Here is a 24,078-nt window from a genome sequence, read left to right as displayed (position 1 = left end):
CGATCGGTATGAAGTTACAAACGTTACTTCAACATTTACATAGCTTTACCCCACTTGCAACAGAAAATCCAACGATTACATCGATCGAAATGGATTCAAGGGAAGTCAAACAAGGTTCATTATTTGTTTGCATCAAAGGATTTACAGTGGACGGACACGATTTTGCGGAACAAGCTGTCGCGCGCGGAGCAGTTGCAGTCGTGGCAGAAAAACCGCTCGCATTGCCTGTACCGGTCATTTATGTGAACGATAGCCGACGTGCTCTCGCTGTATTAGCCGACGCCTTTTACGGTCAGCCGACGCACCACCTTCATTTAATTGGGGTAACAGGAACGAACGGAAAAACGACGACGACGCATCTTATCGAACGCATATGCCGTCACGCTGGAAAAAAAACCGGACTCATCGGTACGATTAACATGAAAATTGGCGATGATACGTATGATGTAAAAAATACAACACCTGAATCGCTTATTTTACAAAACATGTTTCGGAAAATGGTTGATGCGCACGTGGACGTCGTTGCGATGGAAGTATCGTCTCATGCGTTACATATGGGGAGAGTACACGGATGCGATTTTGATGTCGCGGTGTTTACAAACTTAACGCAAGACCATTTAGACTATCATCAAACGATGGACCATTATCGTTGGTCGAAAGGGTTGTTGTTTGCGCAACTCGGTAACCGTTTTGATCACCGACGTCCAAAATTTGCGATATTGAATGCAGACGATGCTGCCTCAGAAGAGTATAAAAAAAGTACGGCCGCAACAGTTGTGACGTACGGCATTCATCATAAAAGCGACATTATGGCGAAACAAATTGAAATAACTACAAGTGGTACGACATTCCAACTTGTTACCCCAATCGAAACGGTACAAGTGAGAACGAAGCTTATTGGCATGTTTAATGTTTATAATTTGTTAGCTGCAGTCGGCGCTTGTCTCGTTTCAAACATTCCGCTCTCTACGATTGTCGAAGCCATCGCCGATATCGAAGGTGTTCCCGGTCGCTTTGAAGTTGTCGATGCCGGACAACCGTTTACTGTCATCGTCGATTATGCACACACACCAGATAGTTTAGAAAACGTATTGCAGACGATTCGACAGTTTGCGAAAAAACGTGTATTTGTCGTCGTCGGCTGCGGTGGAGATCGCGATCGGACGAAGCGTCCATTAATGGCGCAAATCGCTGTCAAATATGGCGATGTCCCGATTTTTACATCGGATAATCCACGCTCGGAAGACCCGATGGCCATTTTAAACGACATGAAACAAGGCGTAACCGAAGACGTTATATGTATCGTCGATCGAAAAGAAGCCATTACATATGCGATCGAGCAAGCCGAAAAAGACGATATCATTTTAATCGCTGGAAAAGGACATGAGACGTATCAAATCATCGGGAAAGATGTGTTCCATTTTGATGATCGTGTCGTCGCACGCGAAGCTATTCAACGAAGAAAAGATAAATAGGAAATGAGGAAGGTGCAACGATCATGAACGAGAAAGTCATTTTGTTTACGGCGGGGCTTGCCTTTATTATTACCGTTGTGTTATCGCCCATTTTTATTCCGTTTTTAAGACGATTAAAATTCGGGCAAAGCATTCGTGAAGAAGGACCAAAATCTCATCAAAAAAAATCAGGTACGCCTACGATGGGCGGGTTAATGATTTTATTGTCGCTTTCTATCACCACATGGATCATGAGCGATATATTTTTTGAACGCACAGCGCACACATACATGTTGTTGTTCGTTACGGTCGGATATGGGTTGCTCGGTTTTATTGATGATTTCATTAAAGTCGTCATGAAGCGCAATCTCGGTTTGACGAGCAAACAAAAACTAGCTGGGCAATTGCTTATCGCGCTCGTATTTTACTTTTTCTTTCAACGTTACAGCATGTCAACCGTCGTCTCCATTCCCGGAACAGACGTGTCCATTGATTTAGGTGTCGCTTATGTTTTGCTTATTATTTTTATGCTTGTTGGCGGCTCGAATGCAGTTAATTTAACAGACGGCTTAGACGGCTTGCTTGCGGGTACAGCGGCGATTGCGTTTGGTGCATATGCTGTATTGGCATGGAACCAAGGGCAATATGACATCGCCATTTTTAGCGTCGCTGTCGTCGGTGCGGTGCTTGGATTCCTCGTTTTTAACGCTCATCCTGCGAAAGTGTTTATGGGCGATACCGGTTCCCTTGCGCTTGGTGGGGCGATTGTGACGATTGCCATTTTGACGAAACTTGAAATATTATTAGTCATTATCGGCGGTGTGTTCGTCATCGAAACGTTATCCGTCATTATTCAAGTCATTTCGTTTAAAACGACAGGCAAACGCGTGTTTCGCATGAGCCCGATTCATCATCATTACGAATTAATCGGCTGGTCGGAGTGGCGTGTTGTCGTGACGTTTTGGGCAGTTGGCTTATTGTTTGCCATTTTAGGAATTTACATAGAGGTGTGGGTATAATGTATAACGGAAAAAAAGTGTTTGTATTAGGTTTAGCGAAAAGTGGATTCGCAGCGGCGAAAAGGCTTCGTGAGCTAGGAGCGGATGTCGTCGTCAACGATCGAAATGAACCGAGCGAGCAAGATAAACGCGAATTAGAGGCGCTTGGCATCCGCCTCGTATGCGGAGGGCATCCGCTTGAACTACTTGACGAGCCATTTGATGTTGTCGTGAAAAACCCAGGCATTCCATACTCAAACGCGCTCGTTCAAAAAGCGCTTGGCAAACAAATTCCGGTCATTACGGAAGTTGAAATTGCCTATGAAACGTCTAAAGCGCCTATTATCGGCATTACAGGCTCAAACGGAAAAACGACGACGACGACCTTGATTTATCACATGTTACAAGAAGCGAAACGTCGGCCGCTTATTGCAGGAAATATCGGAACGGTCGCATGCGAAGTGGCGAAACGCGCGACAAAAGATGATGTGATCGTCATGGAATTATCTTCGTTTCAACTGCTCGGAACGATTCGCTTTCGTCCGCACATCGCCGTGTTGTTAAATATTTTTGATGCACATTTAGACTATCACGGAACGAAAGAAGCGTACGCAGAAGCGAAAGGAAACATTTTTAAAAACCAAACGGAAACAGACTACGCGGTTGTCAACGCCGATGATCCGATCGTCATGCAATTAGCGAAAAAAAGCCGCGCACAACACGTGCCGTTTTCTGCGACTACGCCATTATCGTACGGTGCGACGGTGAAAGAGGGAGCGATTTATTTTCATGACGAGCGGATCATTGATGTCACAGATGTGGCGTTACGCGGGGCGCATAATATCGAAAATATATTGGCGGCTGTTGCAGCAACAAAACTAGCAGGTGCAGACAACGAGGCGATTCGCCGTGTCTTAACGACGTTTACAGGCGTTCCTCATCGCTTGCAATTTGTCGCTGAAATCAACGGAAGAAAATTTTATAACGACTCAAAAGCGACAAACATATTAGCGACGCAAAAAGCGTTAAGCGCCTTTCATGAGCCGGTCATTTTACTTGCCGGTGGGTTAGACCGCGGCAACGAGTTTGATGAGTTATTGCCGTACTTCAAACATGTGAAAGCCGTCATTACATTCGGGCAGACGGCACCAAAAATTGAGCGCGTTGCGCGCGAAGCAGGAATACAGCAACTGAAACGTGTCGATAATGTGGAACAAGCAGCTTTTGCCGCATATGAATGGTCGTCACCGGGCGATATTATTTTACTTTCCCCAGCGTGTGCAAGTTGGGATCAATATAAAACTTTCGAACAGCGTGGGGACATGTTTGTACATGCGGTGCATAAGCTTAAATAAGACGAATTTTAAGTAAATTGAGGTGTTCTGCATTGCATGGAAAAAAGTCTGCACCTGATTTTTTGTTAATGATCATCACGTTTTCGTTGTTGGCAATCGGGCTTGTTATGGTGTATAGCGCTAGCGCCATATGGGCGGATTACAAGTTTCATGATTCGTTTTTCTTTGCGAAACGCCAACTATTGTTCGCAGGGGTTGGCATCGTCGCGATGTTTTTTTTCATGAACATCGACTATTGGACGTGGCGGACGTGGGCGAAAGTGTTGCTTATCGTTTGTTTTATCCTTCTCATTCTCGTCTTAATTCCGGGCATCGGCATGGTGCGCAACGGCTCACGTAGCTGGATTGGTGTTGGTGCGTTTTCCATTCAGCCATCTGAGTTTATGAAAATGGCGATGATCGCGTTTTTAGCGAAATATTTATCTGAAAACCAAAAAAAAATCGCGTCATTTAAACAAGGTTTACTTCCGTCTTTAACGCTCGTATTTATTGCGTTCGGAATGATTATGTTGCAGCCCGATTTAGGGACGGGAACGGTCATGGTCGGCACGTGCGTCGTCATGATTTTTGTCGCTGGTGCGCGTATGAGCCACTTTGTTCTTCTTGGCTTGCTTGGTTTGGCTGGTTTTGCTGGGCTTGTGTTATCCGCTCCGTATCGCATCAAGCGCATTACGTCATTTTTAAACCCGTGGGAAGATCCGTTAGGAAGCGGTTTTCAAATCATTCAATCGCTTTATGCGATCGGGCCGGGCGGGCTATTTGGGCTCGGGCTCGGACAAAGCCGCCAAAAGTTTTTTTACTTGCCTGAGCCACAAACGGACTTTATTTTTGCCATTTTAGCAGAAGAGCTTGGCTTTATTGGCGGCTCGCTCGTTTTGCTTCTGTTCAGTTTACTGCTTTGGCGTGGCATTCGTATCGCTTTAGGAGCACCAGATTTATACGGCAGTTTTTTAGCTGTCGGTATCATTGCGATGGTGGCCATCCAAGTGATGATCAATATCGGGGTCGTGACCGGACTTATGCCGGTAACGGGGATCACGTTGCCGTTTTTAAGTTATGGCGGCTCGTCATTGACGCTCATGCTTATGGCGATTGGTGTTTTGTTAAACATTAGCCGTTATGCGCGATATTAAGGCTGACTTCCCGGAAGTCAGCTTCTTCTGTTACTTTTGATGAGGGGGAAAAACGATGAAAATTGTAGTAAGTGGTGGCGGAACAGGAGGTCATATTTATCCTGCGCTTTCGTTTATTCATGAAGTGAAAAAACAACATCCGAACGTCGATGTATTATATATCGGGACAAAAAAAGGGTTAGAAAGCACGATCGTTCCAAGAGAAAACATCCCGTTTCATGCGATCGACATTAGCGGATTGAAACGTAGTCTTTCATTTGAAAACGTCAAAACGATCGTACGTTTTATAAAAAGTGTGCGCGCATGCAAAAAACTGTTGAAACAATACAAACCGGACGTTGTGCTCGGCACAGGGGGATACGTGTGCGGACCTGTCGTATATGCGGCAGCTAAACTAGGTATTCCAACGATCATTCATGAACAAAACAGCATTCCGGGGCTGACGAATACTTTTTTAAGCCGTTATGCCGATAAAGTGGCCATTTGTTTTGAAGAAACAAAACAATATTTCCCACAAGAAAAAGTGGTGTTAACAGGAAACCCGCGCGCTTCAGAAGTCGTAGGAAAAGACGGACGAGAAGCGAGACGGTCGCTCGGATTAGATGAGAAGAAAAAAACGGTGCTCATTGTCGGTGGTAGTCGCGGTGCACGTCCGATCAATGAGGCGTTTTTGCAAGTGCTGCATGAAGTTGAACAAAAGCCGTATCAATGTTTATATGTTACAGGTGACGTTCATTATGATAAAGTAATAAAGGCGGTAAACGATGTCGGCAATCCTTCAAACGTCATCATCCGTCCGTTTATTCACAACATGCCGGAAGTATTGGCAGGGGTCGATGTCATCGTCGCTCGTGCAGGCGCAACGACACTCGCAGAAATTACAGCGCTCGGCATTCCAAGCATTTTAATTCCGAGCCCGTATGTGACAAATAATCACCAAGAAAAAAATGCGCGGGCGCTTGAAAAAAAGGGAGCAGCGATCGTTCGTTTAGAAAGCGAATTGACAGGCGGGCGCTTGCTTGATGATATCGACCGCATATTGTTAGACGAACAAACGTTGAAAAATATGAAAGAAGCAGCGTTTCAATTAGGCATTCGTGACGCGGCAGAGCGTTTATATCGCGTCATGGTGGAGATGATTTCATAAGTTGCATACGATATAGGAAAGAGGTAGAGGAGGTAGACCATTGGAAAAACTACGTGAAGAGCTCCTGCAAGCTAACGTGGGAACAGTAAAAGAAAACGAACGCATGGCTAGTCATACAACGATTAAAATCGGTGGGCCTGCTGATTTGTTTGTGGAACCGAAACATATAGATGGTTTAAAAAAGACGATAGAAATCGTACGAAAATATAATGTGCCTTGGCGTGCGATCGGTCGCGGCTCCAACTTACTTGTGCGAGACGGAGGCATTGAAGGGGTCGTCATTAAACTTGGCGAAGGATTAGATGATTTATACATTCATGATACTGAAGTGACAGTCGGCGGGGGATATTCGCTCATTAAACTAGCGACGGTCATTAGTAAGCAAGGATTGTCTGGGTTGGAGTTTGCAGGAGGCATTCCGGGCACAGTTGGCGGAGCGGTGTATATGAACGCTGGTGCTCACGGATCGGATATGTCGCGCATCGTAAAAAAAGCACAAATTTTATTTGAAGACGGAACGATTGAATGGTTAACGAATGAAGAGATGGAGTTTTCGTATCGCACATCGGTATTGCAGAAAAAACGAAAAGGCATTTGTGTTGCAGCAACGCTTGAAATGAAAAAAGGAAACCGTGATGAAATTGTCGCAGCGATGCAAAAAAATAAAGATTACCGCCGCGAGACGCAACCGTGGAACTATCCGTGTGCGGGAAGCATTTTCCGCAATCCGCTTCCGCAATACGCCGGTCAGTTAATTGAACAAGCAGGGCTAAAAGGATATACGATCGGCGGGGCGAAAATATCTGAACAACATGCGAACTTTATTGTCAACGCAGGCGGAGCAACGGCAAACGACGTGCTCGAACTCATCGATTATGTGAAAAAGACGATTCACGACTTATATGGCGTGTCGTTGCAAACAGAAGTTGAAATTGTTGGGCGGAAGTAATGCAATTTCCCCATCCTAATTTTTGCTATATTATGCTATAATAGAAATGGAGATGATGAACTAACGGTGGCTGACATGCGCCGTTAGTTTTCTTGTTATTTTGATTTGGTCCATCGACCGGGGTGGAGTGAATGGGAAAAGAAAAAGGAAAAGTTGTTGTTCTTGAAGAACGTGTACCAAAATTAAAGGAGCAGCGACGACAGCGTGCTAATCGCTTACTTGTTGCATATATCGCTTTATTTTTTATGCTTTTATTAGGCGTTGTTTATGCCCAGTCGCCACTTAGCAACGTCGCAGTCATCCACGTCGAAGGAAATCATCATATCGCTTCGCAACAGATCATCCAACTAAGCGGTATAACGAAACAAACGAGCTTTTGGAAAGTGAAAAAAGACGAGGTCGAACAGCGAGTGAAACAACATCCAGAAGTGAAAGACGTCAGCGTAAAAAAACGAATTCCGAATCGTATCGACATCGTGATCGTCGAGCGAACGCGCATCGCTTACATTTTGGACAAGCATTCCTTTTTGCCGATTTTAGATAACGGAAAAGTGTTGACGTATGCGAAACAAGTGATTCCGAGCGATGCTCCGATTTTAGTCGGATGGAAAGAAGGAGAGGCTATTCAAGACATGGCTGCCCAATTGGCGAATACGCCAAATTCGATTTTAAACCTTATCTCAGAAATTCATTATACCCCAAACGCATCGGACGAAAGGCATATTACTGTCTATATGAATGACGGCATCGAAGTGAGTGCTACAATCGATCGTTTTGCGAAAAAAATTGTGCATTATCCTTCGATCGTTAGTCAGTTACAACCGGGGGTAAAAGGCGTTCTTCATTTAGAGATGAGCGCATATTTCAAACCGTACAAAGCGGATGAAGGGGATGACAAAGACGATGAAAATGAACGGTAGCCACGTCATTTTGTCGTTCGTTTGTTTAGTTTTAGGCTTTATGTTGGCCTTTTCTTATCAGATAACGAAAAAAGAGACGACCAATCGCCAGCTTGAACGTCAATGGAATAAAGAATATGAATATCGTCAACAGCTCATTGAACAACAAGAGCAAAACAAAAAGTTGCAAGCTGAATTGTTTAAAAAACAACAACGCGTACGCGAAATGGAAAAACAATTAGCAAGCGAAGAACAAATTTATTTTAACCTCGCTGAAGATGCAGAACGGTTGCGCATGTATCTTGGCAAAGTGAAAGTGAAAGGAAAAGGGGTCGAAGTGACGCTATCTGATGCTTCATACATTCCTTCAGAAGCGAACGCCACAAACTACATCGTCCATGAACAACATGTGTTTCAAGTCGTCAATGAACTACTGATTGCAGGGGCGTCTGCAATATCGATTAACGGACAGCGATTATCGCACCGATCGTATATTTTGTGCAATGGTCCGGTCATTGAAATCGACGGGATACAACATCCAGCCCCGTTCGTTATTCAAGCGATCGGCGATCCAAACGTACTTATTTCGGCGTTAACGATTGCTGGTGGGGTGAAAGACCAGCTGACGAGCGACCATATTATTGTTGACATTACGGAAAAATTGGAAATTACAATGGAACCGTTGATGCAAAAATAGAGGAGGACCGATGTTGACGAAAAAAACGATATGGCATTTCACGCTTGTGTCGCTCATTATTGGCTTTATGTTAGCTGTCCAATTCCGAACGAACAACGAGCCAGACGTGCGCGATACACGTGACATATGGGAAATTAGACAAGATTTAAAAAAAGAACAAGAGCTACATAAACAACTATTAAACGAAATACGAAAATATGAAGAAACGTTAGAAAAATACGAACAGCAACGTTCAGAAAGCAAAGGAGCGATTCTTCGCCAAACGGTAGAAGAACTAAAAAAAGAAGCTGGGTTAACGGAAGTTGTCGGGGAAGGTGTCGTGCTTTATGTCGAACAAATGTATGATGAATCGTACGTCGGCCCGATTAGCGATACGGTGTCGGCAGAGTTGCTTCGCCGACTCCTTAATGAATTAAACATGTATGGCGCTCAATACGTATCGATTGCCGACCAACGCATCGTCAACACGACGGTCATTCGCGACATTAACGGTGTGACGAAAGTCGATTCGTATCCGCTTCGCTCTTTCCCATTTGAAATTAAAGTCATTGCGGCGGACGCCGAAAAAATGTACAACCGGCTAAAAGCTTCAACGATTGCTGATGACTTTGCCATTGAAAATTTGCTTCTTACGATTTCAGAACCGCAACAGCGTGTCGTCATTCCTCCGTACGATGGAGCAGTGCACGTCAAACAAATGGAAGCAGTTGAAGATGCTAGGAGGTGAACATGATGTGGCTTCCCCTGCTCGGCCTCGTCATTGGCATATTGCTCGGCTTGTTGACGGATTGGCGCATTTCGAGCGAATATGCCAACTACTTATCGATCGCGGTGCTCGCAGCGTTTGATACGCTCATAGGTGGTATTCGCGCACATTTGCAAAATATTTACGATGAGCACGTGTTTGTATCCGGATTTTTTTTTAATATTATTTTAGCAACAAGTTTAGCTTTTCTCGGTGTGCATCTTGGTGTAGACTTGTATTTAGCAGCTGTATTTGCGTTCGGTGTGCGCCTGTTTCAAAACATCGCTGTCATCCGCCGAATTTTGCTAACGAAATGGTTAGAAAGCCGCCAAAAAAATCGTTTATAAAAAAGGGAATGCTGTTCGAATGTGGAATATAGTGTTGATATACATAGTAACGTTCATTTTGTAAAGGAGGTGCCACCAGAATGAACAGCAACGATTTTTATGTTAGTCTTGACATCGGTACGTCTAGTGTAAAAGTTATCATTGGCGAAATGATTAACGATCAGTTAAACATTATCGGTGTCGGCAATGTGAAGTCGCAAGGGCTAAAAAAAGGCTCTATTATTGATATAGATGAAACGGTACAATCCATTAAACGAGCGGTTGAACAAGCGGAACGGATGGTCGGTGTAACGATTAAAGGCGCCATTGTCGGAGTAAACGGCAACCACATTCAACTTCAACCGTGCAACGGGATTGTCGCTGTATCAAGCGAAAATAAAGAAATTACAACTGAAGACGTCACACGCGTCATTGAAGCGGCACAAGTCGTCTCCATTCCACCAGAGCGCGAAATTATTGACGTCATTCCGAAACAGTTTATCGTTGACGGCCTTGATGGCATTAACGACCCGCGCGGTATGTTAGGTGTCCGATTGGAAATGGAAGGAACGATGATTACTGCATCGAAAACCGCTTTACATAACGTGCTTCGCTGTGTCGAACGAGCGGGGTTAGATGTGCTTGATGTGTGTCTTCAACCGCTGGCTGCCGCCTCGATTGCGTTATCGAAAGATGAAAAAAATTTAGGTGTGGCACTTATTGATATCGGTGGTGGTTCAACGACGGTCGCTGTGTTTGAACAAGGCTTTTTACAAGCAACGACCGTACTTCCGATCGGTGGTGAACATATTACAAAAGATTTATCGATCGGCATGCGTACGTCGACAGAAGATGCAGAACGCATTAAACTTAAGCATGGACATGCTTTTTACGACCTCGCTTCGGATGAAGAAGTATTTAGCGTTCCGATCATTGGCACCGACCAACAGCAACAGTTTAGTCAATTGGAAATTGCGGATATAATCGAAGCGCGTGTCGAAGAAATTTTGCAAATGGCGCAAGCTGAAATTCGTAGACGTGGATTTCGCGATTTGCCTGGCGGATACGTGTTAACAGGTGGGACAGTCAATATGCCGGGCGTATTAGAACTTGCCGAAGCGATTTTTGAACATACTGTTCGCGTGGCGATGCCGGATTATATTGGTGTTCGTGATCCACAATATACAAACGGTGTCGGTTTAATTCAATTCGCCTATAAAAACGCGAAGTTGCAAGGAAGAAACGTTCCTGTTCTTTCTTCGAGCGCGACAGACGATTTCCAACCGGAGAAAAAGGTGCATAAAGCGCCAGCAAAACCAAAACAAAAAGAAGAACATTTAGGACATAAAGTCAAGAAATTTTTCGGATACTTTTTTGAATGACAATTTGAATGGCTAGGAGGATTATCATGTTGGAGTTTGACACGACTGTTGATCAGTTAGCGACAATTAAAGTAATTGGTGTCGGTGGCGGCGGAAATAACGCTGTCAATCGCATGATTGAACACGGAGTACAAGGTGTTGAATTTATTGCGGTCAATACAGATGCTCAAGCGTTAAACTTATCAAAGGCTTCAATTAAGCTACAAATTGGCGCGAAATTGACACGTGGATTAGGTGCAGGGGCAAATCCAGAAGTAGGAAAAAAAGCAGCAGAAGAAAGTAAAGAACAAATTGAAGAAGCGCTCAAAGGAGCCGATATGGTATTCGTCACAGCCGGCATGGGCGGAGGAACAGGAACAGGAGCGGCGCCAGTTATTGCTCAAATCGCACGCGATTTAGGTGCGCTTACTGTCGGCGTCGTCACGCGGCCGTTCACATTCGAAGGAAGAAAGCGCGCGATGCAAGCGGCAAGTGGTATAGCAGCGATGAAAGAAGCCGTTGATACGCTCATCGTCATTCCGAACGATCGTCTATTAGAAATTGTTGATAAAAATACGCCGATGTTAGAAGCGTTCCGCGAAGCAGACAACGTGCTTCGTCAAGGGGTACAAGGCATCTCTGACTTAATTGCCGTACCGGGATTAATTAACTTAGATTTTGCCGATGTGAAAACGATTATGTCAAATAAAGGTTCAGCCTTGATGGGAATTGGCGTAGCGACGGGCGAAAATCGCGCGGCAGAAGCGGCGAAAAAGGCGATCTCGAGCCCGCTATTAGAAACATCGATCGACGGTGCCCAAGGCGTATTAATGAACATTACAGGCGGTACGAACTTAAGCTTGTACGAAGTGCAAGAAGCAGCTGATATCGTCGCATCTGCTGCTGATCAAGACGTCAATATGATTTTCGGTTCGGTTATTAACGAAAACTTAAAAGACGAAATTGTCGTTACGGTTATCGCGACAGGATTTAACGAAGAAGTGAATCAAGCGAAAGCGACGCGACAAGCGGTTGTCAAACCGACAGTTGGCGTCAAGCGCGAGAAAAAAGAAGAGCCAGTCGACTACTCGCCAACACGCGGACAACAAGTCGAGGATCCACTCGACATCCCTGCCTTTTTACGCAATCGCAACCGTCGCCGTTAAAAAAACGCTCACTACGTGTGGGCGTTTTTTTATTTCCATCATCATATGACAAAATCTCTGAAGAAATGACGTCATCGTTTGACACACTTTTCTATTGGAAGTGCTATATACTAGTTTCAAGATGTTGTAAGGAGGGGATGCCGCTGATTTATGCCGATCTCGTATGGTTATTAAATTTTTGTTTTGATGCGATGTTGCTATGGCTTGCGGCAATTATGTTAAAGCGCCGCGTTCGTTTATGGCGGCTTATGCTTGCAGCATTATTCGGTTCGTTGCTCGTCTTGCTTGTTTTCACTCCTTTTGCTTATATGACATCTCATTTCGTAACGAAACTTGTCATCTCTTTTTTCATCGTGTGGATTTGTTTTGGTTTTCATCGCTTTCGCTTTTTTGTGGAAAACGTGCTCGCTTTTTATTTTGCCACGTTTATGATGGGGGGAGGGATGGTGGCCTTTCACTTTTTGTTGCAAAGTGAAATCACGCCTTATTCATCGGGTTGGCTCACTCATTCAACTTCGATCAGCTGGTTGTTTATCGTCATCATGTTTCCAATTTTATGGATGTTATCAAAAGTGCAAATGGGAACGATTCGCGAAAAAAAATTGCGGTTTGAACACGTCATCGATGTGCGTGTCACATGTTTTGGACAAACGGTATGTTTAAAAGGATTAATCGACAGCGGAAACCAGTTGCGCGACCCATTCACAAACACACCGGTTATGATCGTCGAATTGCAACCGTTCGCACATATTTTCCCTCAAGCTGTTTTACAAATGATTCAAAAACGTACGTACACAGATGACATCCCGAACGAATGGGTGAGCCGGATACGTTTCGTCCCGTACCGTGCCGTTGGCGTCGAGCAACAGCTGTTAGTGGCGATGAAACCAGACGACGTACAATGGTTGGACGGAAAACAATGGATATCTGTCAAAAAAGTGCTTGTTGGCTTTTATCCGTCATCATTATCAGCAGACGGAGAGTATAACTGCATCGTTCATCCGCATATGGTTATGTCGCAAGCTTCGTAATTATTATTATCATACGGCCGTTCGTGCTGAAATAGAAGGAGGTTTTTTTATGAAGTTATTCAAATTACGTCTCACTTATTTATGGTACAAACTATTAAAAAAATTAGGGCTTAAAGCGGACGAAATTTATTACATTGGTGGAAGCGAGGCATTGCCACCGCCGCTCACAAAAGAGGAAGAAGAAATGTTATTAAAAAAACTTCCTTCTGGGGATGAAACAGCGCGTTCGCTCCTTATTGAGCGAAATCTTCGCCTCGTCGTCTACATCGCCCGAAAATTTGAAAATACCGGCATTAACATTGAAGATTTAATTAGCATTGGTACGATCGGATTAATTAAAGCAGTCAATACGTTTAACCCGGAGAAGAAAATTAAACTCGCTACATATGCATCGCGCTGCATTGAAAATGAAATTTTAATGTATTTACGACGCAACAATAAAGTACGTTCAGAAGTATCGTTTGATGAACCGTTAAACATCGACTGGGACGGCAACGAACTGCTGTTGTCGGACGTATTAGGCACAGAAGATGACGTCATTACGAAAGATTTAGAAGCAAATATTGACCGAAACTTATTATTTCGTGCGCTCGATCAATTAAGTGAACGCGAGAAACAAATTATGGAACTTCGCTTCGGGCTAAGTGGTGGAGAAGAAAAAACACAAAAAGATGTCGCGGACTTGTTAGGTATTTCTCAATCGTACATTTCCCGTTTAGAAAAGCGAATTATTAAACGATTGCGAAAAGAATTTAACAAAATGATGTAATGCATATTTTTCCCTTCAAAGGAGATACTGAAAGCTGACAGCATCTCCTGCAAGGAGGGAAAGACATGGCAAGAAACAAAGTTGAAATTTGCGGCGTTGATACATCGAAACTTCCCGTACTGAAAGACGAAGAAATGCGTGAACTATTCCGACAAATGCAAGCCGGTGACATATCGGCACGCGAAAAATTAATCAACGGGAATTTACGGCTCGTATTAAGCGTCATTCAGCGATTTAACAATCGTGGTGAATATGTCGACGACTTGTTTCAAGTCGGCTGCATCGGACTTATGAAATCAATTGATAACTTTGACTTAAGCCAAAATGTTAAGTTTTCCACGTACGCTGTGCCGATGATTATTGGTGAAATTCGCCGATATTTACGTGACAATAACCCGATTCGCGTGTCCCGCTCGCTGCGCGATATTGCATACAAAGCGCTACAAGTGCGCGAAAAAATGATGGGCGAAACAGCGAAAGAACCGACAGCAGAAGAAATTGCAAAAATTTTAGACGTCCCACACGAAGAAATTGTGTTTGCATTGGATGCGATTCAAGATCCTGTTTCCTTATTTGAACCGATTTACAGCGATGGCGGCGACCCGATTTATGTGATGGACCAGCTGAGCGACGAGAAAAACCGCGATATAAATTGGATTGAGGAAATCGCGCTGAAAGAAGGGCTACGTCGGCTAAATGAGCGCGAAAAAATGATTATTCGCAAACGATTTTTTCAAGGGAAGACACAAATGGAAGTGGCCGAAGAAATCGGCATTTCGCAAGCGCAAGTATCTCGTTTAGAAAAAGCGGCCATTAAACAAATGAATAAAAATATTCAATGGTAACATCCCCCACACAGCTGGGGGTTTTTCTATGCTTTCAACATGACTACAACCTTCGATTTACGCATACATATAGGAGATAGAAAGAAGAAAAGGAGCGGGGGAACATGGTGAAAATTTCTGAACTCCAACAAAAAGACGTCGTCAATGTCGCAAACGGCAAACGGCTTGGAAATATTGGAGATATCGATATTAATTTAACGACCGGTCAAATTGAAGCTATCATCATTATCGGTACGGGAAAAGTGCTCGGTTTATTTGGACGGGCGGATGAAATGATCATTCCGTGGCGCGATATTGTGAAAGTTGGTGCCGACGTCATTCTCGTTCGATTAGATGGCAATGAATAATTCACGTTTTCGGCAAGCTGTGATAAAATAGGAAAAAAAGTGATAAAATTGTACGAAGGATGTCGAACGATGAATGAAATATTTCGACAAGCGAGCGAGTCATTGCTTTTGTTTGATGGATGGGAAAATGTGAGCGTTGCGTTTACGACAAAACGAGGCGGAGTGAGCACAGGGGCGTTTGCCACGTTAAACCTCGGCATGCATGTCGCAGACGATTGCGATGTCGTATATGAAAATCGAAAAAAAGTAGCCGAGCAGTTAAACGTTTCGCTTGATCGCTGGGTATGTGCCGATCAAGTGCATGGCGTACACATCGAAAAAGTGACGAACAATCATGCAGGAAAAGGGGTACGCGCGTACGATACCGCTGTGCCTCATACAGACGGTCTGTATACAAGCGAACAAGATCTCATGTTGGCGCTTTGTTTTGCGGATTGCGTTCCGCTTTACTTTTTTTCGCCAAGTAAAAAGCTAATTGGACTTGCACATGCCGGCTGGAAAGGGACGGTGCATAACATCGCGGGTGAAATGGTGAAACGGTGGGAAGAAGAAGGCGTCGCTCCCCAACATATTCATGTTGTGATCGGTCCGTCGATCGGCCGTTGTTGTTACGTCGTCGATGATCGCGTCATTGAATTCGTTCAAAAGGCGCTAGTCAACTCGCCACAATCTCTTTATAATGAAACAAGTAAGGGACAGTATGCGCTTGATTTAAAAGAAATGAATAAACAGCTTTTGCAGCAAGCAGGTGTTCCGAGCGAACGTATCGCTGTTTCATCGTATTGCACAAGCTGTGAGCGGTCATTATTTTTCTCCCACCGTCGCGATGGTGGAAAAACAGGAAGAATGATGGCGCTTATTGGCTGGAGGTGATCATATGTCTGTGAAACAACGCTTACAAACGATTCAACAACAAATTGCCGAAGCGTGTGAAAAAACAGGACGAAGCGCATCAGACGTTCAAATCGTTGCGGTGACGAAATATGTAAGCATCGCGCGCGCAAAAGAAGCGATCGAAGCGGGGATCGTTCATTTAGGCGAAAGTCGTGCCGATGGCTTTTTACGCAAATACGAAGCGATTGGAAACGAAGCAACGTGGCATTTTATCGGCACGTTGCAATCAAGAAAAGTGAAACAAATCATCGATTACGTTGACTACGTTCATTCGCTCGACCGTCTTTCATTAGCGGAAGAAATTAACAAACGAGCGAATCGAACGATCAAATGTTTTGTGCAAGTTAACGTATCAGGAGAGACGTCTAAACACGGATTAGCACCAGAAGACGTATTGCCGTTTATTGAAACATTATCCGCTTTTTCGCGTATCGAAGTTGTCGGATTAATGACAATGGCGCCATATACGGATGATGAGGCGACGATTCGTCGCTGTTTTCGGACGTTGCGCGAGTTAAAAGAACAAGTACAAGAAAAACAATTGCCGCACGCCCCTTGTACACAATTGTCCATGGGGATGTCAAACGATTATGTAATTGCAGTCGAAGAAGGAGCAACGTTTCTTCGACTTGGTACATGCCTTGTTGGTGAAGAGGAGGTGGAGTAAATGGGATTTGTGAAAAAAATTCGTGATTTTTTCGATTTAGATGAGGAAAAATGGGAAGAAGATGAATACGAGGAAGAAGAAGTCGTTCAACAACCGAAAGCCGAACAAAAACAAAATGTTGTGAGTTTACAAAGTGTACAAAAATCGTCCAAGCTCGTTTTATTTGAGCCGCGCGCATATGCGGAAGTACAAGAAATTGCCGACCATTTAAAAAACCGGCGTGCTGTCGTCGTCAACGTCCATCGTGTTGACCGCGATCAAGCGCGGCGCATCGTCGACTTTTTAAGCGGAACGGTGTATGCAATAGGCGGAGACATTCAACAAGTCGGCTCGACCATTTTTTTATGCACGCCAGATAACGTCGATGTGAGCGGTTCAATTTCGGTCGTATCGGACGATGACTCAACGATAAAGAGGTGGTAAAATGTATCAAATAGCAAATGTTGTTGTGACAATTATTCAAGTATATTCGTATGCGATTATTGTTTACATTTTAATGTCTTGGTTTCCAAATGCGCGCGACACAAAAGTCGGGCAGTTTTTCGCCAACATTTGTGAGCCGTATTTAGAGCCGTTTCGTCGCTTTATTCCGCCGATTGGTATGATCGATATTTCTCCAATTGTCGCCTTGCTTGTTTTGCGCTTTGCGACAGCAGGCGTTTATGGGTTAGTTGATATGGTTAATAGAGGGCTGTAATGGACATTTATCAACATTTCCGCAAAGAAGAGCATCATTTCATCGATCTCGTGTGCGAATGGAAGCGGCTCGTGACGGAACAATACGCTCCGAAACTAACCGACTTTTTAACTCCGCGCGAACAGCAAATTGTCCGCTCGATTGTCGGCCATCACGATGATGTACACGTTGCGTTTTTTGGCGGTTCATCGTCGGTCGAACGAAAGCGTGCGCTATTATATCCGCCGTACATGCAACCGAATGAAGAGGATTTTCAACTATCGTTATTTTCCATTCGCTACCCGAAAAAATTTGTGACGCTCGGGCATCGCGACGTGCTCGGCGCACTTTTGTCGCTCGGTGTGAAGCGGGAAAAGTTTGGTGACATTATCATCGTTGATGATGTTATTCAATTTGTCGTTGCTAAAGAAATTGCGCCGTTTGTTCAAATGAACGTCACAACGATTGGAAAAGCAAAAGTATCGTTAGAAGAACAACTGCTTTCGCAACTTCTCGTCGTGGAAGAACAGTGGGAGGAAGAGACGTTTACCGTTTCTTCTTTGCGACTTGACGCCATTTTAGCGCAATGTTTTCGCATATCACGCCAAAAAGCGCAAGCGCTCATTGACCAAAACTTCGTGAAAGTGAATTGGAAAACGGTTGACCAAGCTCATATGGAGTGCCAAGAAGGCGATTTATTGTCGCTGCGTGGGTATGGGCGCTGCCGACTGCAAGCGATTGTCGGTCAAACAAAAAAAGAAAAATGGCGCATCGTTGTCGAAAAAGCAAAATAAAAGCAGGATTTCCGCAAAAGATGTCGAATAACCCGATACGTACATAAGATGGAGGTGGCCGCATGCCGTTAACGCCGTTAGATATTCATAATAAAGAATTTAGCCGAGGCTTTCGCGGATATGATGAAGATGAAGTAAACGAATTTTTAGATCAAGTGATTAAAGACTACGAAATGGTGTTGCGTGAAAAAAAGCAATTAGAAGAAAAAGTGAAAGAGCTGACAGAAAAACTCAACTATTTTACAAATATTGAAGAAACGTTAAATAAATCGATTTTAATTGCGCAAGAAACAGCCGAAGAAGTGAAGCGAAACGCGCAAAAAGAAGCGAAGCTCATCATTAAAGAAGCGGAAAAAAACGCGGATCGCATCATTAGCGAGGCGCTCGCCAAAACGCGGAAAATCGCGATGGAAGTCGAAGAATTAAAACGGCAAGCGAAAGTGTTTCGCAGTCGTTTTAAAATGTTAATTGAAGCGCAGCTCGATATGTTAAACAACGACGATTGGGATCATTTATTAGATTACAAACTTGATGATGAAGCGGTGCAAGAAATAACAGAGTCTTGACGATGGCTATTGTGATTGCCTATAATATCGATTACAGTTATATCGTAAAAACGATGAAGGGGACAGTAGTTCTTTCATCAGCTTATTACAGCGAGCCGAGGGCGGTGGAAGCTCGGCATAAGCGAAAGAATGAAAATCACCCCGGAGTTCCGTGCTGAACAAATAGTAGGCCACGGCGCGTCATTCCCGTTACGAATGTCAAGTGGGCTATGTTTACATAGTCAACAAGGGTGGTACCGCGAGACCTTCTCGTCCCTTTTGGGCATGAGAAGGTTTTTTTATTTACATAAAAGGAGGTTACATGATGGATTACAAAGATACGTTATTAATGCCAAAGACCGATTTCCCGATGCGCGGAAATCTTCCACAACGTGAACCACAAATGCAAGCAAAATGGGATGAAATGGACATTTATCGAAAAGTGCAAGAGCGTACAAAAGATCGCCCGCTTTTCGTATTGCATGACGGACCGCCGTATGCGAACGGCGACATTCATATGGGACATGCCCTTAATAAAATTTTAAAAGACTTTATCGTTCGCTATAAGTCAATGAGCGGCTATTGTGCTCCGTACGTACCGGGCTGGGATACGCACGGCTTGCCAATTGAAACGGCGCTGACGAAAAATAAAGGCGTCAATCGGAAAGAAATGAGCGTTGCGGAATTCCGCAAGCTATGTGAGCAATATGCATACGAGCAAATCGACCGCCAGCGCGAACAATTTAAACGCCTTGGTGTGCGCGGCGATTGGGACAATCCTTACATTACGTTAACGCCAGAATATGAAGCACAACAAATTAAAGTATTTGGTGAAATGGCAAAAAAAGGATTAATTTATAAAGGATTAAAACCTGTGTATTGGTCTCCATCAAGTGAATCGGCGCTTGCCGAAGCGGAAATCGAGTACAAAGACAAACGTTCCCCATCGATTTACGTCGCTTTTCCTGTCAAAGACGGAAAAGGAGTGCTTGATGGGGATGAAAAAATCGTCATTTGGACGACGACGCCATGGACGATTCCAGCGAACTTAGGTATCGCTGTTCATCCAGAGTTGCAATATAGCGTCGTTGAGGCAGACGGTGGCAAATATGTCGTTGCATCCGAGTTATTACAATCGGTACAAAAAGAAATCGGCTGGGAGCATGTGACTGTATTAAAAACAGTGAAAGGAAGCGAACTCGAATACGTCGTTGCGAAACATCCGTTTTACGACCGCGATTCGCTCGTCATTTGTGGCGAACACGTCACAACAGACGCCGGAACAGGTTGCGTTCATACGGCCCCAGGACACGGGGAAGACGACTTTATCGTCGGCCAAAAGTACGGCTTAGGTGTCCTTTGCCCTGTCGATGAGCGCGGATATATGACAGAAGAAGCGCCAGGGTTTGCTGGCATGTTTTACGATGACGCAAACAAAGCGATTACAGAAAAGCTACAAGAAGTAGGTGCTTTATTAAAACTATCGTTTATTACGCACTCATATCCGCACGACTGGCGGACGAAGCAACCGACGATTTTCCGTGCGACAGCTCAATGGTTTGCGTCCATCGACAAAATTCGTGAGCAATTGTTGAAAGCTGTCGAAGAAACGAAATGGGTGCCGGCATGGGGTGAAATTCGCATCCACAACATGATTCGCGATCGCGGCGACTGGTGCATTTCGCGCCAACGCGCATGGGGGGTACCAATTCCGGTCTTTTATGCCGAAAATGGTGAGCCAATTATTACAGACGAAACGATTGAACACGTATCGAACTTGTTCCGCCAATACGGTTCAAACGTTTGGTTTGAGCGCGAAGCGAAAGATTTGCTCCCAGAAGGGTTTACGCATCCAGGTAGCCCGAACGGACGCTTTACGAAAGAAACAGATATTATGGACGTATGGTTCGACTCTGGTTCTTCTCATCAAGCGGTATTAGAAGAACGCGATGATTTACAACGTCCAGCAGATCTTTATTTAGAAGGGTCCGACCAATATCGCGGCTGGTTTAACTCATCGCTTTCCACCGCAGTTGCAGTTACCGGAAAAGCGCCGTATAAAGGCGTATTAAGCCACGGCTTCGTACTAGATGGCGAAGGACGAAAAATGAGCAAATCGCTCGGCAACGTCGTCGTGCCAGCAAAAGTCATGGAACAGCTTGGTGCCGACATTTTGCGTCTTTGGGTTGCTTCTGTCGACTATCAAGCGGACGTGCGCATTTCTGACAACATTTTAAAACAAGTCGCAGAAGTATATCGTAAAATTCGCAACACGTTCCGTTTCATGCTCGGGAACTTATTCGATTTCAATCCTGCAGAACATACGGTAGCGATCGAGCAGTTGCGCGAAGTGGACCGTTACATGCTCATTAAATTAAATCGTCTCATCGACAAAGTAAAACAAGCGTATGAAACGTATGAATTTGCGACGATTTACCATGAAATAAACAACTTCTGCACCGTCGATTTAAGCGCTTTTTACTTCGATTTTTCAAAAGACGTGTTGTACATCGAAGCGGCAAATAATCATGAACGTCGTTCGATTCAAACGGTGTTGTATGAAACGCTTGTAGCGTTAACGAAACTTGTTGCGCCAATTTTACCGCATACGGCAGATGAAGTGTGGTCGTACATTCCACACGTCAAAGAAGAAAGCGTACAGCTTGTCGATATGCCAGAAGCGGTGCATATTGATGATGCAGATCGCATCGTTGCGAAATGGGATGCGTTTATGGAATTGCGCGATGAAGTATTAAAAGCGCTAGAAGTGGCGCGCAATGAAAAACTAATCGGCAAGTCGCTAACGGCGCACGTCATTTTATATCCGACGGACGACACGAAAGCGCTCATCGATTCAATTGAAGAAGATATGAAACAGCTATTAATCGTTTCAGCATTTTCGATCGGCGGAACGTTTGCTGATGCACCGAGCGAGGCGCAAACATTTACGAAAACAGCGATTGTCGTCAAACAAGCGGAAGGAAAAACGTGCGCACGTTGCTGGGTCGTTACACCAACAGTCGGCGAAGATGCAGACCATCCAGAGCTATGTCCACGTTGTGTGGCCATTGTCAAGCAATAACACATATCCCCCCTCGCTTTCAAGGGGGGATTGTTTATGATAAAATGAAAAAGAATTTTGCTTTGGAGGGGTATGATGTTATATTATTTGCTTGCTTTTGTCGTTATATTGATCGACCAATGGACAAAATGGCTTGTCGTTCGCTATACGGAATTAGGGGAAAGCATTCCAATTATTGAAAACGTGTTATACATTACATCGCATCGCAATCGTGGAGCGGCATGGGGCATGTTGCAAGGACAATTTTGGCTGTTTTATTTGATTACAATTGTCGTCGTTGTCGGCATCGTCATATACATTCAACGGTTGCAACCGACGCAACGGCTGTTTGGCATCGCGCTCGGGCTCATGCTTGGCGGCGCGCTCGGGAACTTTATTGATCGCGTATTTCGAAAAGAAGTTGTCGATTTCATTCATGCGTACATATTTAGTTACAGCTTTCCGATTTTTAACGTTGCTGATGCCGCGTTAACGATTGGTGTCGCGCTCATGTTTATTTATACATGGACCGAAGAAAAACAACGAAAGGGAATGAACGATGGAGCAAATTCAACTCACGATTGAAGAACAACACGATGGAGAGCGCATTGATAAAGTCATTGCCGAATTAAATGAACAATGGTCGCGCTCCCAAGTACAACAATGGCTAAAAGAAGGCCGCGTGCTTGTCAACGGCAAAGCGGTGAAACCGAACTACAAATGCCATGTCGACGATGAAGTGGTCATTTCCATTCCTGACCCAGAACCGTTAGATGTTGAGCCGGAGCCGATTCCACTCGACATTTATTACGAAGATGCGGACGTGCTCGTTGTCAATAAGCCGCGCGGCATGGTCGTTCATCCAGCACCAGGGCATATGCACGGGACGCTTGTTAACGCGTTACTTGCACATTGTCAAGACCTTTCCGGCATTAACGGTGTGCTTCGACCGGGCATCGTTCATCGCATCGATAAAGATACGTCCGGTTTATTAATGATTGCCAAAAACGATTTGGCGCATGAGTCGCTTGTCAATCAACTTGTAAACAAAACGGTGACGCGCAAATATGTCGCGATCGTTCACGGTGTTATTCCGCACGATTATGGGACGATTGATGCTCCAATCGGGCGCGACCCACGCGATCGTCAAAGCATGGCCGTTGTTGAAAATGGGAAAGAAGCGGTGACGCATTTTCGCGTTCTTGAACGATTTGAACATTATACGTTTTTGGAGTGTCAACTCGAAACAGGGCGAACGCATCAAATTCGGGTTCATATGAAATATATCGGCTATCCGCTTGCGGGTGACCCGAAATACGGTCCGCGCAAAACGCTACCGATTGATGGACAAGCGCTTCATGCCGGCGTATTAGGGTTTCATCACCCGCGCACAGGCGAATATTTGCAGTTTGAAGCCCCGATTCCTCACGAATTTGAACGATTGCTCGATATGTTGCGAAATAATCGTTGACAAACGAAACAAGGAAACGTAAAATGAACTCAAGTGAACAAGGGCCTTTAAATTCAGTCCCGTGAGGCTGAGAAGGTGTCGGATTTAGGTGACGTCTGCCTACATATACCCTCTCGCCAAACGGTGAGAGGGTTTTTTGTATGGAGGTGGAACGATGCAAAAGGCCATTGTATTAGACGAACAAGCGATTCGACGCGCGTTGACGCGCATTGCTCACGAAATTATTGAGCGCAATAAAGGGATTGACGATTGCGTCCTCATCGGTGTTAAGACGCGCGGCATTTACTTAGCAAAGCGATTAGCTGAACGCATTGAACAAATTGAAGGAACGTCTATTCCTGTTGGCGAGTTAGATATTACATTATATCGTGATGATTTAACAGTAAAAACAGACGATCGTGAACCGCTTGTGAAAGGAACGGACGTCCCATTTTCTGTTACAAATCGAAAAGTCGTTTTAGTTGATGACGTATTATTTACAGGCCGAACGGTGCGCGCCGCCATGGATGCCGTTATGGATCTCGGTCGTCCGGCGCAAATTCAATTAGCTGTTCTCGTTGACCGCGGTCATCGCGAGTTGCCGATTCGGGCCGATTTCGTCGGCAAAAACATTCCGACGTCAAGCTCGGAAATGATCGTCGTCGAATTAAAAGAAGTAGACGACATCGATCAAGTGAGCATACATGAATAAAGCACCCTTTTTAAAGGCAGTCCAGCGAGGCTGACAAAGGGGATTCGTTTCCTATAC

At 44.5% G+C, this 24,078-nt stretch carries 26 protein-coding genes and 1 other annotated feature; all 26 genes read left to right on the top strand.

The features are described from left to right. Nucleotides 1-8: 8 nt before the first annotated feature. The 26 genes from NSS60_RS09815 to pyrR all read left to right on the top strand — a co-directional run bounded on the left by NSS60_RS09815 (nt 9) and on the right by pyrR (nt 24,021). Nucleotides 9-1,475 carry a UDP-N-acetylmuramoyl-L-alanyl-D-glutamate--2,6-diaminopimelate ligase gene (locus tag NSS60_RS09815; protein ID WP_004891216.1) on the top strand — a complete coding sequence of 489 codons (1,467 nt, stop codon included), beginning with the start codon at nt 9-11 and terminating at the stop codon, nt 1,473-1,475. Nucleotides 1,476-1,498: 23 nt separating this feature from the next. Then, complete coding sequence (gene mraY / locus NSS60_RS09810) at nt 1,499-2,473, top strand: phospho-N-acetylmuramoyl-pentapeptide-transferase (RefSeq protein ID WP_004891214.1); 975 nt, start codon at nt 1,499-1,501, stop codon at nt 2,471-2,473. Continuing rightward, nucleotides 2,473-3,807, top strand: coding sequence for a UDP-N-acetylmuramoyl-L-alanine--D-glutamate ligase (gene murD, locus NSS60_RS09805; RefSeq protein WP_340720813.1), 1,335 nt, complete (start codon nt 2,473-2,475; stop codon nt 3,805-3,807). The genes mraY and murD overlap by 1 nt, the downstream gene beginning before the upstream one ends. Nucleotides 3,808-3,875: 68 nt before the next feature. After that, nucleotides 3,876-4,940 (top strand): stage V sporulation protein E, encoded by a 1,065-nt coding sequence (spoVE, locus tag NSS60_RS09800; protein ID WP_049754165.1) that lies wholly within the window; start codon nt 3,876-3,878, stop codon nt 4,938-4,940. 55 nt (nt 4,941-4,995) lie between these two features. Then, complete coding sequence (gene murG / locus NSS60_RS09795) at nt 4,996-6,087, top strand: undecaprenyldiphospho-muramoylpentapeptide beta-N-acetylglucosaminyltransferase (protein WP_004891210.1); 1,092 nt, start codon at nt 4,996-4,998, stop codon at nt 6,085-6,087. A gap of 40 nt (nt 6,088-6,127) precedes the next feature. Then, the gene (gene murB, locus NSS60_RS09790) at nt 6,128-7,036 is read left to right on the top strand and encodes a UDP-N-acetylmuramate dehydrogenase (RefSeq protein WP_004891208.1); all 909 of its coding nucleotides are present in this window, start codon (nt 6,128-6,130) and stop codon (nt 7,034-7,036) included. A 131-nt stretch (nt 7,037-7,167) separates the two neighbouring features. Beyond that, complete coding sequence (locus tag NSS60_RS09785; protein ID WP_004891205.1) at nt 7,168-7,956, top strand: cell division protein FtsQ/DivIB; 789 nt, start codon at nt 7,168-7,170, stop codon at nt 7,954-7,956. Beyond that, nucleotides 7,940-8,632, top strand: a complete 693-nt coding sequence (locus tag NSS60_RS09780) for a DUF881 domain-containing protein (protein WP_004891204.1) — start codon at nt 7,940-7,942, stop codon at nt 8,630-8,632. Before NSS60_RS09785 ends, NSS60_RS09780 begins: the two co-directional genes overlap by 17 nt. Before the next feature lie 10 nt (nt 8,633-8,642). Continuing rightward, complete coding sequence (locus NSS60_RS09775; protein WP_004891202.1) at nt 8,643-9,359, top strand: DUF881 domain-containing protein; 717 nt, start codon at nt 8,643-8,645, stop codon at nt 9,357-9,359. Nucleotides 9,360-9,364: 5 nt separating this feature from the next. Then, nucleotides 9,365-9,724 (top strand): small basic family protein, encoded by a 360-nt coding sequence (locus NSS60_RS09770; protein WP_004891201.1) that lies wholly within the window; start codon nt 9,365-9,367, stop codon nt 9,722-9,724. Nucleotides 9,725-9,804: 80 nt separating this feature from the next. Next, nucleotides 9,805-11,085 (top strand): cell division protein FtsA, encoded by a 1,281-nt coding sequence (gene ftsA / locus NSS60_RS09765; RefSeq protein ID WP_004891200.1) that lies wholly within the window; start codon nt 9,805-9,807, stop codon nt 11,083-11,085. A gap of 26 nt (nt 11,086-11,111) precedes the next feature. Then, complete coding sequence (gene ftsZ / locus NSS60_RS09760) at nt 11,112-12,230, top strand: cell division protein FtsZ (RefSeq protein ID WP_004891199.1); 1,119 nt, start codon at nt 11,112-11,114, stop codon at nt 12,228-12,230. Nucleotides 12,231-12,367: 137 nt separating this feature from the next. Further along, nucleotides 12,368-13,261 (top strand): sigma-E processing peptidase SpoIIGA, encoded by an 894-nt coding sequence (spoIIGA, locus tag NSS60_RS09755; RefSeq protein ID WP_004891197.1) that lies wholly within the window; start codon nt 12,368-12,370, stop codon nt 13,259-13,261. A 49-nt stretch (nt 13,262-13,310) separates the two neighbouring features. Continuing rightward, the gene (sigE, locus tag NSS60_RS09750; RefSeq protein ID WP_004891195.1) at nt 13,311-14,030 is read left to right on the top strand and encodes an RNA polymerase sporulation sigma factor SigE; all 720 of its coding nucleotides are present in this window, start codon (nt 13,311-13,313) and stop codon (nt 14,028-14,030) included. Between the two features lie 65 nt (nt 14,031-14,095). Then, nucleotides 14,096-14,875: an RNA polymerase sporulation sigma factor SigG gene (gene sigG / locus NSS60_RS09745; RefSeq protein ID WP_004891193.1), complete on the top strand. Its 780-nt coding sequence runs from the start codon at nt 14,096-14,098 to the stop codon at nt 14,873-14,875. Nucleotides 14,876-14,979: 104 nt separating this feature from the next. Further along, entirely contained in the window at nt 14,980-15,222 is a 243-nt protein-coding gene (locus tag NSS60_RS09740) for a YlmC/YmxH family sporulation protein (RefSeq protein ID WP_004891192.1), read from the top strand. A 69-nt stretch (nt 15,223-15,291) separates the two neighbouring features. Then, the gene (gene pgeF, locus NSS60_RS09735) at nt 15,292-16,095 is read left to right on the top strand and encodes a peptidoglycan editing factor PgeF (protein WP_035018748.1); all 804 of its coding nucleotides are present in this window, start codon (nt 15,292-15,294) and stop codon (nt 16,093-16,095) included. Nucleotides 16,096-16,099: 4 nt separating this feature from the next. Next, a complete protein-coding gene (locus NSS60_RS09730; RefSeq protein ID WP_004891190.1) occupies nt 16,100-16,783 on the top strand; it encodes a YggS family pyridoxal phosphate-dependent enzyme in 684 nt (227 codons plus the stop codon). Beyond that, nucleotides 16,784-17,206 (top strand): cell division protein SepF, encoded by a 423-nt coding sequence (locus tag NSS60_RS09725; RefSeq protein ID WP_004891188.1) that lies wholly within the window; start codon nt 16,784-16,786, stop codon nt 17,204-17,206. A 1-nt stretch (nt 17,207) separates the two neighbouring features. Continuing rightward, a complete protein-coding gene (locus NSS60_RS09720; protein ID WP_004891187.1) occupies nt 17,208-17,480 on the top strand; it encodes a YggT family protein in 273 nt (90 codons plus the stop codon). Continuing rightward, nucleotides 17,480-18,253, top strand: a complete 774-nt coding sequence (locus NSS60_RS09715) for a YlmH family RNA-binding protein (RefSeq protein WP_004891186.1) — start codon at nt 17,480-17,482, stop codon at nt 18,251-18,253. Before NSS60_RS09720 ends, NSS60_RS09715 begins: the two co-directional genes overlap by 1 nt. Before the next feature lie 62 nt (nt 18,254-18,315). Further along, on the top strand, nt 18,316-18,819 hold the full coding sequence (locus NSS60_RS09710) for a DivIVA domain-containing protein (protein WP_004891184.1): 504 nt from the start codon (nt 18,316-18,318) through the stop codon (nt 18,817-18,819). A 44-nt stretch (nt 18,820-18,863) separates the two neighbouring features. Further along, nucleotides 18,864-19,079 (top strand) — a binding site (T-box leader). A gap of 44 nt (nt 19,080-19,123) precedes the next feature. Next, nucleotides 19,124-21,880, top strand: a complete 2,757-nt coding sequence (gene ileS / locus NSS60_RS09705) for an isoleucine--tRNA ligase (RefSeq protein ID WP_004891183.1) — start codon at nt 19,124-19,126, stop codon at nt 21,878-21,880. Nucleotides 21,881-21,955: 75 nt separating this feature from the next. Further along, on the top strand, nt 21,956-22,444 hold the full coding sequence (gene lspA, locus NSS60_RS09700; RefSeq protein ID WP_340720812.1) for a signal peptidase II: 489 nt from the start codon (nt 21,956-21,958) through the stop codon (nt 22,442-22,444). Beyond that, nucleotides 22,419-23,330 (top strand): RluA family pseudouridine synthase, encoded by a 912-nt coding sequence (locus NSS60_RS09695; protein ID WP_004891180.1) that lies wholly within the window; start codon nt 22,419-22,421, stop codon nt 23,328-23,330. Before lspA ends, NSS60_RS09695 begins: the two co-directional genes overlap by 26 nt. Nucleotides 23,331-23,484: 154 nt before the next feature. Then, nucleotides 23,485-24,021, top strand: coding sequence for a bifunctional pyr operon transcriptional regulator/uracil phosphoribosyltransferase PyrR (gene pyrR / locus NSS60_RS09690; protein ID WP_340720811.1), 537 nt, complete (start codon nt 23,485-23,487; stop codon nt 24,019-24,021). The last annotated feature ends 57 nt before the right edge of the window (nt 24,022-24,078 follow it).

It is taken from the genome of Anoxybacillus sp. FSL W8-0382, from assembly GCF_038003845.1.
In the GTDB taxonomy this organism is placed as follows: domain Bacteria; phylum Bacillota; class Bacilli; order Bacillales; family Anoxybacillaceae; genus Anoxybacillus; species Anoxybacillus flavithermus_G.
This window is presented reverse-complemented; position numbering and strand designations above follow the sequence as displayed.

Bases quoted from the DNA above. Each gene is read 5' to 3' on its own strand.
- pyrR (WP_340720811.1), top strand. From the start codon at position 23,485: ATGCAAAAGGCCATTGTATTAGACGAACAAGCGATTCGACGCGCGTTG.
- NSS60_RS09780 (WP_004891204.1), top strand. From the start codon at position 7,940: ATGAAAATGAACGGTAGCCACGTCATTTTGTCGTTCGTTTGTTTAGTT.
- NSS60_RS09775 (WP_004891202.1), top strand. From the start codon at position 8,643: ATGTTGACGAAAAAAACGATATGGCATTTCACGCTTGTGTCGCTCATT.
- sigG (WP_004891193.1), top strand. From the start codon at position 14,096: ATGGCAAGAAACAAAGTTGAAATTTGCGGCGTTGATACATCGAAACTT.
- NSS60_RS09725 (WP_004891188.1), top strand. From the start codon at position 16,784: ATGGGATTTGTGAAAAAAATTCGTGATTTTTTCGATTTAGATGAGGAA.
- ftsZ (WP_004891199.1), top strand. From the start codon at position 11,112: ATGTTGGAGTTTGACACGACTGTTGATCAGTTAGCGACAATTAAAGTA.
- NSS60_RS09715 (WP_004891186.1), top strand. From the start codon at position 17,480: ATGGACATTTATCAACATTTCCGCAAAGAAGAGCATCATTTCATCGAT.
- mraY (WP_004891214.1), top strand. From the start codon at position 1,499: ATGAACGAGAAAGTCATTTTGTTTACGGCGGGGCTTGCCTTTATTATT.
- NSS60_RS09815 (WP_004891216.1), top strand. From the start codon at position 9: ATGAAGTTACAAACGTTACTTCAACATTTACATAGCTTTACCCCACTT.
- murD (WP_340720813.1), top strand. From the start codon at position 2,473: ATGTATAACGGAAAAAAAGTGTTTGTATTAGGTTTAGCGAAAAGTGGA.
- spoIIGA (WP_004891197.1), top strand. From the start codon at position 12,368: ATGCCGCTGATTTATGCCGATCTCGTATGGTTATTAAATTTTTGTTTT.
- NSS60_RS09720 (WP_004891187.1), top strand. From the start codon at position 17,208: ATGTATCAAATAGCAAATGTTGTTGTGACAATTATTCAAGTATATTCG.
- ftsA (WP_004891200.1), top strand. From the start codon at position 9,805: ATGAACAGCAACGATTTTTATGTTAGTCTTGACATCGGTACGTCTAGT.
- sigE (WP_004891195.1), top strand. From the start codon at position 13,311: ATGAAGTTATTCAAATTACGTCTCACTTATTTATGGTACAAACTATTA.
- NSS60_RS09740 (WP_004891192.1), top strand. From the start codon at position 14,980: ATGGTGAAAATTTCTGAACTCCAACAAAAAGACGTCGTCAATGTCGCA.
- pgeF (WP_035018748.1), top strand. From the start codon at position 15,292: ATGAATGAAATATTTCGACAAGCGAGCGAGTCATTGCTTTTGTTTGAT.
- NSS60_RS09710 (WP_004891184.1), top strand. From the start codon at position 18,316: ATGCCGTTAACGCCGTTAGATATTCATAATAAAGAATTTAGCCGAGGC.
- ileS (WP_004891183.1), top strand. From the start codon at position 19,124: ATGGATTACAAAGATACGTTATTAATGCCAAAGACCGATTTCCCGATG.
- spoVE (WP_049754165.1), top strand. From the start codon at position 3,876: ATGATCATCACGTTTTCGTTGTTGGCAATCGGGCTTGTTATGGTGTAT.
- NSS60_RS09695 (WP_004891180.1), top strand. From the start codon at position 22,419: ATGGAGCAAATTCAACTCACGATTGAAGAACAACACGATGGAGAGCGC.
- NSS60_RS09785 (WP_004891205.1), top strand. From the start codon at position 7,168: ATGGGAAAAGAAAAAGGAAAAGTTGTTGTTCTTGAAGAACGTGTACCA.
- NSS60_RS09770 (WP_004891201.1), top strand. From the start codon at position 9,365: ATGTGGCTTCCCCTGCTCGGCCTCGTCATTGGCATATTGCTCGGCTTG.
- murG (WP_004891210.1), top strand. From the start codon at position 4,996: ATGAAAATTGTAGTAAGTGGTGGCGGAACAGGAGGTCATATTTATCCT.
- lspA (WP_340720812.1), top strand. From the start codon at position 21,956: ATGTTATATTATTTGCTTGCTTTTGTCGTTATATTGATCGACCAATGG.
- NSS60_RS09730 (WP_004891190.1), top strand. From the start codon at position 16,100: ATGTCTGTGAAACAACGCTTACAAACGATTCAACAACAAATTGCCGAA.